The sequence below is a fragment of the Vibrio sp. 10N.286.49.E11 genome (assembly GCF_041469505.1).
In the GTDB taxonomy this organism is placed as follows: Bacteria; Pseudomonadota; Gammaproteobacteria; order Enterobacterales; family Vibrionaceae; genus Vibrio; species Vibrio crassostreae_C.
Window position 1 is genome coordinate 93,507 of record NZ_JBFRKQ010000056.1, and the last position, 15,666, is coordinate 109,172.

Sequence of the window (15,666 nt, forward strand, 5' to 3'; positions counted from 1 at the left end):
AGGCCAAGTATATGTTAAATATCTTTTAGTGATCGCAAAGCTCTTATAATTGGCTTTGGAGTTAATTTCTTTAACGTCTTTATTGTTTTATTGCTTAATGCAATATTTCGCTTATTTTCTTGATGAAGAAATTGTATCCGTGAAATTATTTCAAAGTTATTTGCTCCATAGGGGGTTGTAACTTCACGTGGAAATACAGATGTAGCAATTCGAGTGTCAAACTGTGCTCCATGGTCTTCTCCTGATTGATAAACATGCTTGAGCCCATTTTTTTCAATGAAAGATGTAAATCGATCAAAACGATCAATATGACCACTGAGCATTTTTGAATAATCTGCCTCTTGATATAAGTCAAAAGCATTACATGTAGACTTAATCGCATCAATTCTTTTGTGTGGTATTTCAAAATATTCGGCCAGTTCTAACGTCCTCGAATCGTGAGCAAGTAAGTACGATGGAGTGCCAGCAAGAATGCCCATTATTGTCCCGTGAATTCGGGTGCCGAAGACAAAGTCGTATGCCTTAAGGTGGTCAATCCAAGTAGTAGGATCGACGAAGAAGCGAACTTTGTCATTCATGTACATTGGATGGGTAATGTCGTCTGGTAGTTTTGGGTTTATTGGGTTCCCCCCCCAAATTAATCGCTTTAGAGAATCATTGTTTTGAGGAATGTAAGTTAGGTCATCAATTAAGTTTCGGTTGTGCTCAGCAATATCCAATATTTTCTTAGCATATGGTGAGATATTAATCGCTACTTTTGATTCTTTGTCTAAATGTTCTTTTTTCTTAGTGATCGATAAGTTTGCGCCATCCAAGAACATTGAAGGGCAGCCAATAATATCAATTCTGTCCTTAGGTATGCCGATGTTAACTAAAAAATTGTAAGTACACTCACCACGAACACCAATTGTATTTGATTTATCCAGTACAGCAGTAACAAAATTGTAAATGCTTTTAGTATATGGCTTAAGGGCATCAGTATTGTAGTCAAGCGTGGCTTGTACTCCAACACCAACAACAATAACAGGAATATTTAGGCGTTGTATGAGAGTTGTCATTTCATCGAGTTGTTCGATGAAGGACTTACGAAATGCATTTGCAAGTGGTACTACAAAAGCATCGTAGTTATCGTTAATTTCTGATGCAAGACCAGGGTTAAATTTGTAGTAGTTTGAGGATATATCTACCCCCTTTACTGATAGCATTCTATGCATCGAATGTGAAAAAATTAAATTTCCACTATTTGTACCTAAGGTGTTGTTTCTCAGTGTTTGCTCTGGTGATATATACTCAAATGGCAGTTTTCCAGAACGTAGTAAAATTTTCAATTTTTGTACCTATAATCAATCTAACCTGGCTTAAAGATATAGCTGCTATTAAAGCTTTGTTTCTAGTGTGATTTTTGAAGTGATGGATTTTAAATCGTCTTGAAATACATAGTGTTTATATGTAATTGAATAATTAACGCCTTTTTTAATTAAATCATTTAGATTACTAATCAATACATTAAGATTATCCCCATACTTTGAAGTATTGGCGCTTTGAATGTATTTGAGGTTTTCGGTTTCCCATTCAGGAACATAAGTGACATATGGCTTGTTGTATTGCATGTAATCAATAACAACACTAGAAATATCGGTATAGAGCCCATCCACGATTGGGAGTAGGCTGTTTATATCACCTTCAAAGATTGCGATATTATTACTACTTGAAATGGTTTTTTTGATATCTTTAAGTGCTTTCTTAGACGTTTTGCTTTTCTTACCAATCAGTGGATGAGGCTTGAACACAAGGAAATACTCACTGTGATTTCGATAATATTCAATTAATTCCTCTCCGATCACATCAATAGAACTGTAGCGTGTTTCCTTACTCCCACCTTCCCATGTTGGTGTATAAGCAATGATTTTTCGGTCGCCAGCGAGTTTGCGGATGGAATCAATTTCTGGGGATGGATCTATCGTTGTGCTTGGTCGGCCAATCACAGCGATATTCGCATCGTTTATGCCAATTTTTAATAATCGCTCTTTAGCTGCATGACCTGCAACCAATACTTTGCTGTAGGCATTGAAGTGGAAAGTGCTAGAGCAACTCTTGTCACTCTCACCATGGCCAATATGGAGCTGAGGAAAGTGGTGATACTTAAGCATATGGTAGTTAAGCATGGTATTGTTGACGTAAATACATGCAGCAATATCATGGTTGAGTACGTAGCTTTCAAGCTTACTCGCCCGCAAGCAGAGGTGCTTTTTAAATGGGCCTTTGTAGGTGTAGTAAGCCATAGGCTGGCGAAATATTATCTCTACCGCAAAGGTTTTGCTTAGTTCATGCAGTAGCTGGGACCACATATCAACCTGGTAAAGCTCTTTTTTTGAAGAGCCAAAATAGAGAACAAGATTTTTCATTGAGTTACACCACTAATGTTTAACCATGCTTTTGGCCCTTAAATAAGCGAAGAGCAGTCGATGAGTTTGTGATTTAGCCACTCTTAGATGCGATTTTCAAATTTATATGTTGTACAAAGCCTGTTGGAGCCTCTAACAGTATTCTTCTTATACAGTCTACATTAAAATCATGGCAGCACTCGTCTAGCTCGTCCAATAGTATCTGCATCTCTGGCCAATTGAGCTTACTCTCCATTGCCGTCATGATTTTTTCGTGGCTAGTTCCTTCGACATTGTCACCAATGAGAAGCTCTTCATATAGCTTCTCTCCGGGTCTTAAACCTGTAAATTTGATTTCAACATCACCTTCATCCGAGCTTGAATTAAGGCTTTCCTTCATTCCCATTAAATGTACCATGCGTTTTGCAAGGTCTAGAATTTTAACGGGTTCACCCATATCCAGTACGAAAACTTGTCCATTGTTTCCCATCGCACCAGCTTGAATGACAAGCTGTGCAGCTTCTGGTATTAGCATAAAATAACGGATGATATCTGGATGAGTAACGGTAACAGGGCCGCCAGCTTTAATTTGCTTCTTAAAAAGTGGCACTACCGATCCGGAAGAGCCTAACACATTGCCAAACCTGACCATGGTAAAGACAGTATCTGTCCCTTTATCTGCAAGCGCTTGAAGAACGAGTTCAGCCATCCGTTTACTTGCACCCATTACATTCGTTGGTCTTACGGCTTTGTCAGTTGAAATTAGCGTGAAGTTTTTCACACCGCACTTTATAGCGGCTTGTGCGCAGGATAGTGTCCCAAAAACATTATTACGAATCCCTTCAACAACATTATCCTCGACTAGGGGGACATGCTTGTATGCGGCAGCATGATACAGGGTCTCAATTTCATATGTATTAATGAGTTTTTCAAGACGGTTCTGTCTTTGGACTGAACCTAGAGCGGCAATGATCTGAGTTTGGCTCTTTAAGTTTTTCTTTGTAGAAAGTAGTTCTTGTTCAATTTTGTATAGGTTGTACTCATTGAGTTCGAATAGAACTAATGTTTTAGGTTGCTGCGCCAAGATTTGACGACATAACTCTGAACCAATGGAACCACCGGCACCGGTTACCATGACACACTTGTTATGAATATTCTTTGCCAGCAATTCACTGTCAGGTGTGATAGGCGCTCTACCCAATAGATCAGCTACGTCGAGATCTTTGATCTCTGTCGCAGTCGCTTTACCTGCAGCTATGTCCTCTACCGATGGGACAGACTGAATCGCAATAGGCCAATCAGATAATTTTTCTACGAGTCTTAATCGTTTACCTTTATTAATATTATTAATTGCTAGTAATAGCTTTACTGGCTGATAAAGAGATTGAAGATGCTCAAATTCGCTTGGGTGATGGACTTTTAGCCCAAATAAGATATTGCCCCTTTTGCTCGGGTCGTCATCTAATAATATAACCGGGTTATATTCATCGCCGTGTATTAGAGCATATGCAAGTTCGCGACCTGTAGCCCCGGCACCGTAGATAAATACATTGGGTTTTTTGCGTTTGATCATCTGATCATAGGCAGAGCGGATCATTATCCTTGGCCCACCTAAGGTCAGAATCGCTAACCCAGCGTAAATAAATGGAACGCTTCTTGGGATAAAAGTATGAAAAAAGAATCCGCTCATAACTAAGGTTAGAGATGAGATAAATACAGCAAGGAAGATGTTACCGACGGCAGGAAACATCATATAGCGTAGTACTGCTCGGTACATGCCAAGTTTGGCGAAGGTGAATACCGTGATTGAAATTGTCAAAAGTAATGTGACCCACTCGTCTAGCCCTAGCTCAAATGTATATGTACCTAGCCTTAAAGCAATAGCAAGATAAATAGACATTGCTATTGCAAAGATGTCGTAACCAATACTAATTAAGCGTTTATTTTTCCGCTTGGTGTTGAGAATTGCTCGTATTGGCTTGATCATTGTTGTCCCTGAGATATTGATATTTGTTTAGCAATCGCTGCACAATGTTTTTATTCAAGATATTTTAATGCTGTTGAGTGCGGTAAGCTAGATGTTATTGATGGTTCTGTGGTGCTCAGGAGCATTGCTATTAATTTCGCTCATTATTTGTTCTATTGAGGCCGTTTTGTTATGAATATTTTAGTCACAGGTAGTACTGGTTTTGTCGGCTCTAGAGTTGTTGAGTTGGCCAAAAAGCGAGACTGGGCAGTCATTCCGGTTGTGCGTAAGCAAATAGAACCACTAACTAATAGCTTGGTTATCCCTTCCATTGATGCTTCTACCGATTGGTCTGGTGCATTCGAAGGTGTGGATTGTGTTGTTCATTGTGCTGCTCGAGTGCATCAAATGAATGAGAGTGAGCGAGGTGCTTTAACTGCCTATCGAGATATCAACACCCTTGGCACTTTGAACCTAGCGAAGCAAGCCGCTGTAGCGGGCGTTAAAAGGTTTGTATTTGTCAGCTCTATTAAAGTTAACGGTGAATTCAGTGAGCCAAATTTACCCTTTGAACCGAATTTAAAGAATACTCCGCAAGACCCTTATGGTTTGAGCAAGTATGAAGCTGAAGTTGAGTTGGCTAAGCTTTCAAAAGAGACAGGGCTAGAAGTGGTTATCATTAGGCCTCCATTAGTTTATGGGCCTGGCGTCAAAGCAAATTTCTTATCTATGATGCGTTTGATTGATAAAGGCATTCCGTTACCGTTTGGTGCTATAAAGAACCAGAGAAGCTTGGTTTATTTGGATAATTTGTCCGATTTGATACTAACTTGTTGCGAGCACCCTTCAGCTCCGGGCCATACCTTTTTAGCTTCTGATGATCATGATGTGTCGACGACTCAGTTAATGCGAACAATTGCTTTGTCTATGGGTAAGTCACCGAGACTGGTGCCCATTCCTATGTCTTGGATACAATTGGCTGCCTCAGTTTTAAACAAGAAACACATCGCACAAAGAGTATGTGGCAGCCTGCAAGTTGAGATCGAAACGACGAAGGAAATTATGGGATGGAAACCTCCCGTAAGCTTTGAACAAGGGATCAAAAGAACCGTAGAAGCATACTTGAAGTCACATTGACATTTTTCAGGTGGTCTATGGCTTCATTATCCATCAGTTCTTCAGGTACCCTCTATTAATTAGTTGCACTTAAACAGTGCTGCGTGTTCAATCCGAATTTATTAGGACTTATATTTTGATTCGTTTGTTAGATTTCTTTTTTGCTTTCTTCGGCCTGCTGTTCCTTTGGCCTGTATTTGTTGTCATCTGTATCCTCGGATATTTTGATACTGGTTCCCCGGTCTTTTTTCAAACTCGAGTAGGACGCAACAAAAAACCATTCACCTTGGTCAAATTCCGCACCATGCCAGTGGAAACAAAATCTGTTGCGACACATTTAGTTGGCGCTAGCTCTGTCACCAAATTAGGTGGATTTCTACGTAAGACGAAACTGGATGAACTTCCTCAGCTATACAACGTTTTGAAAGGTGAAATGAGTTTAGTTGGCCCAAGACCCTGTTTGTTCAACCAGCAAGAACTTATCGATGAGAGAGAATCAAGAGGCGTTCTTTCTGTTAGACCTGGTGTGACGGGATTGGCTCAAATCAATGATATCGACATGTCGACACCGGAAAAACTCGCGGAGTGGGATCAACGCATGATTCAGACGTTGAGTACTAAATTGTACTTTCAATACATTATTCAAACCGTACTAGGTAAAGGCTCGGGCGACAGGGTTTAGTTAGATATGGTTTACGCTCTCTTATGATCATAGGTACTGGCTTCTGCGTTATACAAACATAGCTTTGTTGACCTCCACAGTCTCTAAGGCCATTTTTATGTGACGCTATTTCCTAAATATTGCTTTATAAGGTATTGCTTATGATTTATCCATTTACTTGATTGTGGTTATTATCTATCATGATCAATCAGTTGTTTAAGCTGAGCAACTGTTTGAGGGTGTGAAAATCATCTTCTACATATAAACGTTTATATTAATGGAAATCATTATGAAAAAGATGGCTCTAGCAGCTGCATTAGCAGTTAGCTTCTCAGGTGCTGCATTTGCAGCTGAAGAAACAGCAGCGGCGGGTACTGGTTCAGGTACTGGTACAGCAGCAGGCGCTGGTGCATCTGCAGCTGCAACTGGTACGGCTACAACAGTAGCAGTAGCGACAGCAGCAGTAGCGGCAGCAGCAGCAGTAGCGGTTGCTTCTAACGAAAGCGGTGCAACAACGACAACAACGACTCGATAATTTTTGAGTAGGCGTTTAAAACCATTTTATGTGAAAGCATAAAGTGGTTTTTTTATATCTAATTGATTAATTTTCCATATTGGACATCAGCAACCAGATTGCTAGGAAGCAGAACTCGTCATGCTTAAACCTCTAATCATATCTCTTGGTCTTTTTCTTGCTGGTTGTTCTCAGCAGTTTCAAGACGTTAACTCTACTTTTGATGAAGCCTTTTTTGGAAGCTCCGATGTTGAGCTATCCAAGGAATACATTCAAACGTTACCTTATTCCAGCATTTATGCAGAAGTGAATGACCAAGGTAAGATCTTCATGGTCTTAGCGTACGTCGGTGAAAACCCGCAAACGGGCGCAGAGCAGTTAAAGTGGATGTCTTCTGACAAAGCGATGATCGTCACTGAAAATGGACGTGTCGTACAAACGCTATTGCTTCCTTACGAAAACCTATCTGGTTTGGCATTCCAACCGTTAAATACATTCTCTTCTGCAAACAATTCGTCAGCCGATTCTTCTTCTGCGTTTGATGTGTCTGCCAACCCCGGAGCTCAAAAATGGCAAGCGGTTTACGACTGGCAACCTAACTATCGATTCGGCTATAAAGCGAACATCACCCGAACGTATGTGGGAAATGACACGGTTGAAACTCCGTTAGCGTCTATCGATACCAAGAAATTCCAAGAAAAAATTCAATTCCCAATATTAGAACAAGACATCACCAACGAATATTGGGTCGACAGCGAAGGCAAAGTGGTAAAAACCATACAGTATTTAGGCCCTGATATGACAAGGCTTGAGTTAACCGTCCTTAAGCATTATCAAAGCAATTAACGAACAGGGTAATGAACTAAAATGATGAATTATATGAGTCATACATCAAAAATGACGGGACGTCGGCTGCCATTGGTGAAAGCTCTATTAACGATGAGAGCTCTGTTGACGTTGAGCGCGCTGTTCTCTCTGTGCACTGTTAGCTACGCTTCTGCGGCATCTAACGTTGTTACGCCTTCGGTTAAAACAACAATCGAGCTTCCTCTTCAAGGTGTGACGCTTGAGTATCAAACTAACGTTCGACTGCTTCGTGTATTAGACGACGCAAATGCGAATGCGAGCTCTAACGCTAACGGTACTATTGGTTATTTCCCCCTTTCGGCTCAACTGTTTGATATAACCAATACTGAAGCGACTGCAGTTACTGGATTTAAAGAAGCTAACCAAGCTATCGAAGCCAAAAAGCGCAATGTACTGAACCAGCTTGAAGCTTTCGCAGTAGAAGAGCCAGAAGCAAACTTAGTGCGCCAACAGTTAGCCTCTTTCCAATATCTCAATCGAGTTTTTATTGAGCTAGACCGTAATGCCGTTATCTCTCAATCAGATAAAAACCCACTGCTTGTTTCAAGTTCTCATACTAACAAGCCGTCAGACAGTCAAACTCAAGCCTTTTCTCTGTACTTACCACAACGACCAACGTCAATTCAGTTGATGGGGGCAATGAAAGAGTCGGTAACAATGAATCTGATTGAGCATGGCACGTTGAATGATTACCTCGATGCATTACCGAATGGCTTTATTGGTGAATCTGCAGATAAAAGTGTGGCTTATGTTGTTCAGCCAGATGGCGTGGTACAAACCATTCAATACGCATACTGGAACGAACAGCCGGTTTACTTAGCACCAGGTGCCATCGTATTTATGGCGTTCTACTCTTTGCCATCGGAATACTCAACGTTGAACCAAGATATTGTCGATTTGCTACGTCATAAGGTTGGCCTGTAATGCTGAAACAGAAATCATTCCCTCTATCGGCAGTGTGTGCATCGGTTACCTGTGCTTTATTAATGACCAACAGTGCTTCCGTTTTTGCCGAAACAACCATAGATTCCTCTTCGATTCGAGCAGAAAAATCATCATTCGACGACACTGAATACAGAACATCGCAAATGAACTTTGGTGGTGTTGGCTTGATGCAAATGCCAACAGGCCGAATGGCCCCAGAAGGTGAGTTCAACTTTAGTGCTTCGTTTAATAACGAATACTACTTTTATAACGTCAGCCTGCAGGTGATGCCTTGGCTTGAAACCACCATTCGTTACACACAAACGCAAGACCTGTATTATAGCGGTAGTGGCAATCAAGACTGTTCTCAGAATTCATTCAGTGGCTGTACCAAGCACACCGATAAAGGCATCGACTTTAAACTGCGTTTAATCGAAGAAGGGTACTACTTACCAGAAGTGTCAGTAGGCGTGCGTGACTTCGGTGGTACTGGCTTGTTCGATGGCGAATTTGTCGCGGCAACCAAGCGTTTTGGGCCCGTTGATTTCACTTTGGGCATGGCTTGGGGATACATGGGCACCAGTGGCAATTTCACTAACCCACTGTGCAAAGCCAGTGACAAGTATTGTGAACGCCCGTCTGACTATAAAGGTAATGGCGGCAGTGTCGATTTTGAGCGTTGGTTTAAAGGCGATGCTGCAATTTATGGCGGCTTTGAATACCAAACCCCTTATAAGCCGTTAACCTTAAAGCTTGAATACGATGGCAACGATTACTCTCAAGACTTCCCTGTAGTACGTGGTGGTGTCGACATGACACAGCACACGCCATGGAACGTGGGTGCTGTGTACCATTTCACTGATTGGGGTTCGGCGAAAGTCAGCTATGAGCGAGGCGATACTTTAACCCTTGGCTTCGATCTTTCTACCAACTTCAATGAAATGTATTCGGTGTGGCGAGATACTGAAACAGCAGAATTGCGCCCAAGTGGTGTCGATACGGTTGACGATATTGATATGGCGGCCCTTGCAGAAGAACTTGAAACGATCGCGGGCTATGAACAAGCACAAATCTTGGTCGACGATAATAGTATTGTGGTAAAGGGTACTCAGGTTAAATACCGAGACAGAGATATCGCCCTTGAGCGCGGTGCGACCGTGATTGCCAACGCGGTGCCAAGTTACATTGATACTTACAAAATAATCGAAAACGATAAATCGATGGAACTCACCGAGACAACGGTCAGTGCCCAAGCGTTCAAAGCGGCGGCGAACAACAATTACCTTAATGCTCAAACCAGTGATGCAACCGATACACACGAATTAGAGCGTAAGAAATCCGTTATCTATCATGATGGGCGTGAGCGATTCGATGTGTCGATTTCACCAAACCTAGCGCAATCGTTCGGTTCGGCTGAAAACTTCTATTTATACAGTTTGGGTTTATACACCAACGCTTCGTTCTGGGCGTTAAACAATGTTGAACTGTCGGGCTCTTTGTACGTTAACTTAGTCGATAACTACGACAAGTTTAACTATACCGTCCCATCAGACGGCACTGACCAAACGCCAAGAGTAAGAACCTTATTCCGCTCTTACGTTGACGATCCGGTTCGCTTAGATCGCTTACAACTGACGTGGTTTGAAGACTACGGCAGCGGTGTCTACACCCAAGCTTACGGGGGGTACCTTGAAAGCATGTTTGCGGGTGTGGGTGGCGAAATCCTGTATCGACCATTCAACCAAAACTGGGCCATTGGTGCAGACATGACTGCAATAAGCCAGCGCGATCCAGAAAGCTGGTTTGGCACGTTTGATGAAGAGATCCAAGTCAATCCTGATAACAGCAACCGAACGTACAAAGTGATCGATAAAGGCACGACGGGCTTTATCACTGGTTATTACACCCCACAATGGGATTTATTGAGCGATACCTTACTCAAAGTGGGGGTCGGTAAATTTCTTGCGGGTGATGTCGGGACTCGTGTCGACTTCTCTAAGCAGTTCAAGAGCGGCGTGATTGCTGGTGCGTTTGTTAGCTTAACCGACATGACAACCGAAGAATACGGTGAAGGCAGCTACACCAAAGGCTTCTATGTATCGATTCCGTTCGATCTTGTTACTGTGAAACCAAGCTCAAGCCGCGCAGGTTTTACCTGGTTACCGATCACGCGTGACGGCGGCCAAGTGCTGAACAAGCAATACAACTTGTTCGATCAAACCGATGCTCGCTCACCTTGGTTCCAAAGGCCGAGTAGCGTTAAGTAGATCGAAAGCAGATGCGGGTGACGAGTAAGCGGGATACGAAGAGCGGGGAAAGAGCAGTCTCGAATAATCGAATAATCGAATAACGAATAGCTTAAGATATCGTGATATTCATTGGGTCTAGCTTTTGGTTCTCCCCCTTGAACGCCGTTCGTTTTTGATCGGTGATGTTCATCAAAGGGGGAGTTAGAGGGGGATATTAATCTATGTGTTACCAACCCCTCCCAGCCTCCCCTTATGTTGGTATTTTCTGCCAAGCAACAGTTGTGATAAAGGGGAGGAGCTAAAAGCATCCCGACACGGCTTTAGGCTCTTCGTTTACTCGTATCTCGCTACTCTCATCTGCTCTTTAGCTCTTCGCCACTCGTTCACTCGAATCCCGTATCTGCTCTTTAACCATTCAACTAGGTTGATAATAAACACAAATTGTGGATAATGCATACGCAATAAAATAACCGGGTGAAAGTCCGATCTTTGGCTCGGTTTATGACAAAAAACCTCTATCTCAATTCCAGATAGATAGAGGCAGATTAACTACGCAGTGTGATGTCGCGGAATATCAAAGGGCGGTAGCGTTCCTATCTTTGATATTAAGTGGGAGCGATATCACAGTAATAGCCCTCCTTAACTCTATTAAATGCTGCGTAGCTGATAAAATTGTTTGTTCTAACTTCTTTGGGTGTCCTTTGGGATATCACGACACATTCCGTTTCTATGACTTGGTTAACATGAAGATTAATAAAAATCGTCTCCTTTTAGCGCTCCTTCCTGCATTGCTTGCAGGGTGTACTACTCCAGGAACTCACCTTTCTACTGGCAACAAGAATGTGATTCAGCCTTCAGAGGAACAGCAAGAATCTGATATCTCTGATGTGGTTAACCTTTACCCACTGACAGCTCAATCAGTATCGACTTACCAAACGGGTACATTGTCGGTGTCACAAGCCAACCCTGAACTCGACGTAGACATCGCAAAGTATGAATACAAAGTCGGCGTGGGCGATATCTTAAATATCACGATCTGGGATCACCCTGAACTGACGATTCCTGCGGGTTCTTACCGTAGTAGTACTGAAGCGGGTAACTGGGTTCATGCTGACGGCACCATCTTCTACCCGTACATTGGTACAGTCGAAGTGGCAGGAAAAACGGTTCGTGAAATTCGTTCTGATATAGCGGAACGTTTGGCGAAATACATCGAAAGCCCTCAAGTCGATGTGAACGTAGCGGCTTTCCGATCTAAGAAAACCTACATTACGGGTGAGGTTTCAAAACCTGGCCAACAGCCGATTACTAATATTCCATTAACTTTACTAGATGCAGTGAACCGCTCTGGTGGTTTGTCTGAAGATGCAGATTGGCGCAATGTTTCATTAACCCGTAATGGCGTGGAAGAAAACATCTCGCTTTATGGTTTGATGCAACGTGGTGACTTAACTCAAAACCGCTTACTTCAAGCCGGTGATATTGTTCACGTACCGCGTAATGACAACCAAAAAGTATTCGTGATGGGCGAAGTGAATGACCCACAACTGTTGAAGATCGACCGTGTAGGCATGAGCCTAACGGAAGCACTCAGCAACGTAGGTGGTATTAACCAGCTGACGGCAGATGCAACGGGTGTGTTTGTGATCCGAACTTCTGATGATAAATCAGAACGCATGGCAGACATCTACCAACTCAATATGGAAGATGCATCAGCTTTAGTGATTGGCACCGAGTTTGATTTAAAGCCTTATGATATTGTTTACGTAACGGCAGCGCCAATCAGCCGCTGGAACCGTGTAATCGGTCAGCTTGTACCAACCATTTCAGGCTTCAACGACCTAACCGAAGGTATGTTGCGCGTTCGTAATTGGTAATAACTGAAGATTAATCATCAGGTTGCATTGTGCGTGTAACCTGATTTTTACATCTAAAAGTAAACCCAGCTTATAAGCCCAATACAATTAGAGACCATTATGTTTAATAAAATTTTAGTCGTATGCGTGGGCAACATTTGTCGTTCCCCGACGGGAGAGCGAGTTTTACAAAACTTGCTGCCCAACAAAGAAGTGGCCTCTGCCGGTATTGCGGCTGAGAAAAGCCGTTTAATTGGTAAGCCTGCAGACGACACTGCCATTTTAATCGCCGCTGAAAATGGGGTTGATGTTGAAAACCATCAGTCTCAGCAAGTTACGCCACAGCTTTGTGCTCAGTATGACTTGATCTTGGTGATGGAGAAGGGCCATTTAGAAGCGCTTACTCAAATATCGCCGGAGGCTCGCGGAAAAACGATGCTGTTTGGTCAGTGGATTGGCCAGAAAGACATTCCTGACCCTTATCGTCAAAGTCGTGAGGCGTTTGAACACGCTTATAAGCTGATTGACGAAGCGGCGCAAGCTTGGGCAAAAAAACTGTAGGTTTAAATGCAATAGATTTTAGATGCAGTAGGTTTTAAATAGACAGCTTTTTAAATGTCATGCTCTAAATGTAGGCATGGCAAAGCCACCAACGGAATAATATAAAAGAGAAGTACGCGGAGCGTATATATCGTCTCTTAAATAGCAATACTTTAGGAAGTAGCAAACAAATGACAACACAACCCTCTCAGCAATCGCATACAGATAACTCTGATGAGATAGATTTAGGAAAACTGCTTGGCATCTTATTAGATGCTAAATGGCTAATCATGCTCACCACATTCGTTTTTGCTGTGTTTGGTATTGCGTTTGCTTTGCTTTCGACGCCGATATACAAAGCGGATGCCCTGATCCAAATTGAAGAGAAAAGCTCTGGTGGCATATCTTCTATGGTTGGTGATATGGGTGAATTGTTCTCTCAAGAATCTTCAGCTACAACCGAAGTCGAGATCATCAAATCGCGTATGATCTTGGGTGAAACGGTTGATAAGTTTAACTTAACGACTGTGACCTCACCTAACTATGCGCCAATCGTCGGCAAAGGCTTTGCACGCTTAACTGGCGACATCAACCACATTGCGGTTAGCCGTTTCAACATGCCAAGCTATGCGAGCGACTACGGGCACACGATCCAGATCCTAGATGCCGAGCAGGGCACTTACCAATTAGTTCGCGACGATGAGCGCGTTATCCTAAAAGGCAAAGTGGGTGAGCTAGCAACAGCAGACGACTACAGCTTGTTTGTGGCAGGTTTTGAATCACATAACGATTTTGAATTCTCTATTAGTCAACGTAGCCGACTAGAAGCGATCGAATGGTTGAAAGCTTCTTTGTCTTTGTCTGAGCAAGGTAAGCAAACCGGTATTCTGAAGCTAAGCTTTGAAGGCGAAAACAAACAGCAGATTTCTGAAATCCTCAATCACATTAGCCAGATCTACTTCTTACAAAACGTGAAGCGCAATTCAGCAGAAGCAGAGAAGAGCTTACAGTTCTTAGAGAGCCACCTTCCTGGTATTAAATCTGAGCTAACTGGTTATGAAGACGTACTAAATAATTACCGCCAAAAGAACGAATCGATCGACTTGGGCTTAGAAGCACAATCAACCCTGAAGGTAATGGTAGAGCTTGAAGCGCAATTGAATGAACTGACGTTTAAAGAGAGTGAAATCAGCCAACGCTTTACTAAAGATCACCCGGCATATAAAGCTCTGCTTGATAAGCGTAAAACGCTGATGGGTGAGAAAGAGCGCTTAAACAAGCAAGTACAAAAGTTGCCGAAAACACAACGTGAAGTACTACGTATGACACGTGATGTTGAAGTAAACCAACAGATCTACATCCAGCTTTTAAACAAGGTTCAAGAACTGAGCATTATTAAAGCCGGTACGGTCGGTAACGTTCGTATCTTAGATGACGCGCAAGCTTACGCTCGCGCCGTTAAACCGAAGAAGCCATTGATTGTTGTATTAGCGACGCTACTGGGTGGCATGCTAAGTGTCGCGTTTGTGTTAGTAAAAGCAGCGTTCCACCGTGGTGTGGAAAGCCCAGACCAAATTGAACAAATCGGCCTGCCTGTTTACGCAGCGGTACCAAAATCTGATTTACAGATTGAACTAACCAACCGCTTTAAATCGAAGAAACAGCAGACCAAGGGGACTCAAGCACTGCTTGCTGAATCGAACCCTGCCGATCTTTCGATTGAAGCGCTGCGTGGCCTTCGCACCAGCTTGCACTTCGCGATGCTAGAAGCGAAAAACAACATCTTGATGATTTCTGGCCCTGCGCCAGGCATCGGTAAATCATTCATCTCGACTAACTTTGCCGCAGTAGCCGCAAAAACAGGCCAGAAAGTATTGTTGATTGATGCCGATATGCGAAAAGGTTACCTACAACAAAGCTTTGGTGTGAACTGGGACAATGGTCTTTCTGATGTGCTGAGCGGCAAGCAAGAGTTCGCTCAATCAGTGAAAACCACACCGGTAGAGAACCTAGATATTATTACTCGCGGCCAAGTGCCACCGAACCCATCAGAGCTGCTGATGCACCCACGCTTTGCAGAACTAATGGAATGGGCATCAAAAGAGTATGATTTGGTGATTGTTGATACCCCGCCCGTACTTGCGGTAACCGACCCAAGCATTGTCGGCGCCTTCGCTGGCACCACATTAATGGTGGCGCGTTACGGTCAAAACACCATTAAAGAGATCGATGTAGCTCGCAACCGCTTCGAACAATCGGGCATCGAAGTGAAAGGCGTTATCTTCAACGCCATCGAGAAGAAAGCATCAAGCTCTTACGGCTACGGCTACGGTTACTATAATTACGCATATTCGAGCGACAAGAAATAAAGTTAAAGAGCAGTAACGAGATGCGAGTAACCGGGTAAACGAAGAGCTAAAGACAGTAACGGGATGCGAGTGGCGAGATACGAAAAGCGCATCTCGAATCCGTTCTTCATCTCTTGTTACTCGTTTACCCGCTGCTCGAATCTGCTCTTTTAGCTCTTCGAATCCCGTCTACCCGCCACCCGTATCTATTCTTTATCCAATCTTCAAATTATTCGAAGAC

Annotated in this window: 12 protein-coding genes; 9 read left to right on the forward strand and 3 right to left on the reverse strand. The window is 42.9% G+C overall.

Annotated features, from left to right (window positions below):
* Positions 1 to 14: 14 nt before the first annotated feature.
* From AB4167_RS13350 to AB4167_RS13360, 3 genes are all read right to left on the reverse strand, one after another.
* A complete protein-coding gene (locus AB4167_RS13350; RefSeq protein ID WP_240698151.1) occupies positions 15 to 1,328 on the reverse strand; it encodes a polysaccharide pyruvyl transferase family protein in 1,314 nt (437 codons plus the stop codon).
* A 48-nt stretch (positions 1,329 to 1,376) separates the two neighbouring features.
* Complete coding sequence (locus tag AB4167_RS13355) at positions 1,377 to 2,405, reverse strand: CDP-glycerol glycerophosphotransferase family protein (protein ID WP_136977336.1); 1,029 nt, start codon at positions 2,403 to 2,405, stop codon at positions 1,377 to 1,379.
* Between the two features lie 73 nt (positions 2,406 to 2,478).
* Positions 2,479 to 4,371 carry a nucleoside-diphosphate sugar epimerase/dehydratase gene (locus AB4167_RS13360; RefSeq protein WP_136977334.1) on the reverse strand — a complete coding sequence of 631 codons (1,893 nt, stop codon included), beginning with the start codon at positions 4,369 to 4,371 and terminating at the stop codon, positions 2,479 to 2,481.
* 171 nt (positions 4,372 to 4,542) lie between these two features.
* Between AB4167_RS13360 and AB4167_RS13365 the strand changes: the two genes are divergently transcribed.
* From AB4167_RS13365 to AB4167_RS13405, 9 genes are all read left to right on the forward strand, one after another.
* The gene (locus AB4167_RS13365; RefSeq protein ID WP_136977332.1) at positions 4,543 to 5,487 is read left to right on the forward strand and encodes an SDR family oxidoreductase; all 945 of its coding nucleotides are present in this window, start codon (positions 4,543 to 4,545) and stop codon (positions 5,485 to 5,487) included.
* A 112-nt stretch (positions 5,488 to 5,599) separates the two neighbouring features.
* Positions 5,600 to 6,148: a sugar transferase gene (locus tag AB4167_RS13370; RefSeq protein ID WP_136977412.1), complete on the forward strand. Its 549-nt coding sequence runs from the start codon at positions 5,600 to 5,602 to the stop codon at positions 6,146 to 6,148.
* A 268-nt stretch (positions 6,149 to 6,416) separates the two neighbouring features.
* Positions 6,417 to 6,662 carry a hypothetical protein gene (locus AB4167_RS13375; protein ID WP_017060480.1) on the forward strand — a complete coding sequence of 82 codons (246 nt, stop codon included), beginning with the start codon at positions 6,417 to 6,419 and terminating at the stop codon, positions 6,660 to 6,662.
* 120 nt (positions 6,663 to 6,782) lie between these two features.
* Positions 6,783 to 7,487: a YjbF family lipoprotein gene (locus AB4167_RS13380; RefSeq protein WP_372136642.1), complete on the forward strand. Its 705-nt coding sequence runs from the start codon at positions 6,783 to 6,785 to the stop codon at positions 7,485 to 7,487.
* Positions 7,488 to 7,508: 21 nt separating this feature from the next.
* The gene (locus AB4167_RS13385; protein ID WP_372136643.1) at positions 7,509 to 8,432 is read left to right on the forward strand and encodes a capsule biosynthesis GfcC family protein; all 924 of its coding nucleotides are present in this window, start codon (positions 7,509 to 7,511) and stop codon (positions 8,430 to 8,432) included.
* The gene (locus tag AB4167_RS13390; RefSeq protein ID WP_136977328.1) at positions 8,432 to 10,699 is read left to right on the forward strand and encodes a YjbH domain-containing protein; all 2,268 of its coding nucleotides are present in this window, start codon (positions 8,432 to 8,434) and stop codon (positions 10,697 to 10,699) included. The genes AB4167_RS13385 and AB4167_RS13390 overlap by 1 nt, the downstream gene beginning before the upstream one ends.
* Positions 10,700 to 11,424: 725 nt before the next feature.
* Entirely contained in the window at positions 11,425 to 12,558 is a 1,134-nt protein-coding gene (locus AB4167_RS13395; protein WP_372136644.1) for a polysaccharide export protein, read from the forward strand.
* A gap of 99 nt (positions 12,559 to 12,657) precedes the next feature.
* The gene (locus tag AB4167_RS13400) at positions 12,658 to 13,098 is read left to right on the forward strand and encodes a low molecular weight protein-tyrosine-phosphatase (protein WP_017069276.1); all 441 of its coding nucleotides are present in this window, start codon (positions 12,658 to 12,660) and stop codon (positions 13,096 to 13,098) included.
* A gap of 170 nt (positions 13,099 to 13,268) precedes the next feature.
* Positions 13,269 to 15,446, forward strand: a complete 2,178-nt coding sequence (locus tag AB4167_RS13405) for a polysaccharide biosynthesis tyrosine autokinase (RefSeq protein WP_136987081.1) — start codon at positions 13,269 to 13,271, stop codon at positions 15,444 to 15,446.
* Positions 15,447 to 15,666 lie beyond the last annotated feature (220 nt).

Excerpts from the sequence above, each read along its gene's own strand:
- AB4167_RS13375 (WP_017060480.1), top strand. The coding sequence starts at position 6,417 with ATGAAAAAGATGGCTCTAGCAGCTGCATTAGCAGTTAGCTTCTCAGGT.
- AB4167_RS13380 (WP_372136642.1), top strand. The coding sequence starts at position 6,783 with ATGCTTAAACCTCTAATCATATCTCTTGGTCTTTTTCTTGCTGGTTGT.
- AB4167_RS13355 (WP_136977336.1), bottom strand. The coding sequence starts at position 2,405 with ATGAAAAATCTTGTTCTCTATTTTGGCTCTTCAAAAAAAGAGCTTTAC.
- AB4167_RS13360 (WP_136977334.1), bottom strand. The coding sequence starts at position 4,371 with ATGATCAAGCCAATACGAGCAATTCTCAACACCAAGCGGAAAAATAAA.
- AB4167_RS13395 (WP_372136644.1), top strand. The coding sequence starts at position 11,425 with ATGAAGATTAATAAAAATCGTCTCCTTTTAGCGCTCCTTCCTGCATTG.
- AB4167_RS13390 (WP_136977328.1), top strand. The coding sequence starts at position 8,432 with ATGCTGAAACAGAAATCATTCCCTCTATCGGCAGTGTGTGCATCGGTT.
- AB4167_RS13385 (WP_372136643.1), top strand. The coding sequence starts at position 7,509 with ATGATGAATTATATGAGTCATACATCAAAAATGACGGGACGTCGGCTG.
- AB4167_RS13405 (WP_136987081.1), top strand. The coding sequence starts at position 13,269 with ATGACAACACAACCCTCTCAGCAATCGCATACAGATAACTCTGATGAG.
- AB4167_RS13400 (WP_017069276.1), top strand. The coding sequence starts at position 12,658 with ATGTTTAATAAAATTTTAGTCGTATGCGTGGGCAACATTTGTCGTTCC.
- AB4167_RS13365 (WP_136977332.1), top strand. The coding sequence starts at position 4,543 with ATGAATATTTTAGTCACAGGTAGTACTGGTTTTGTCGGCTCTAGAGTT.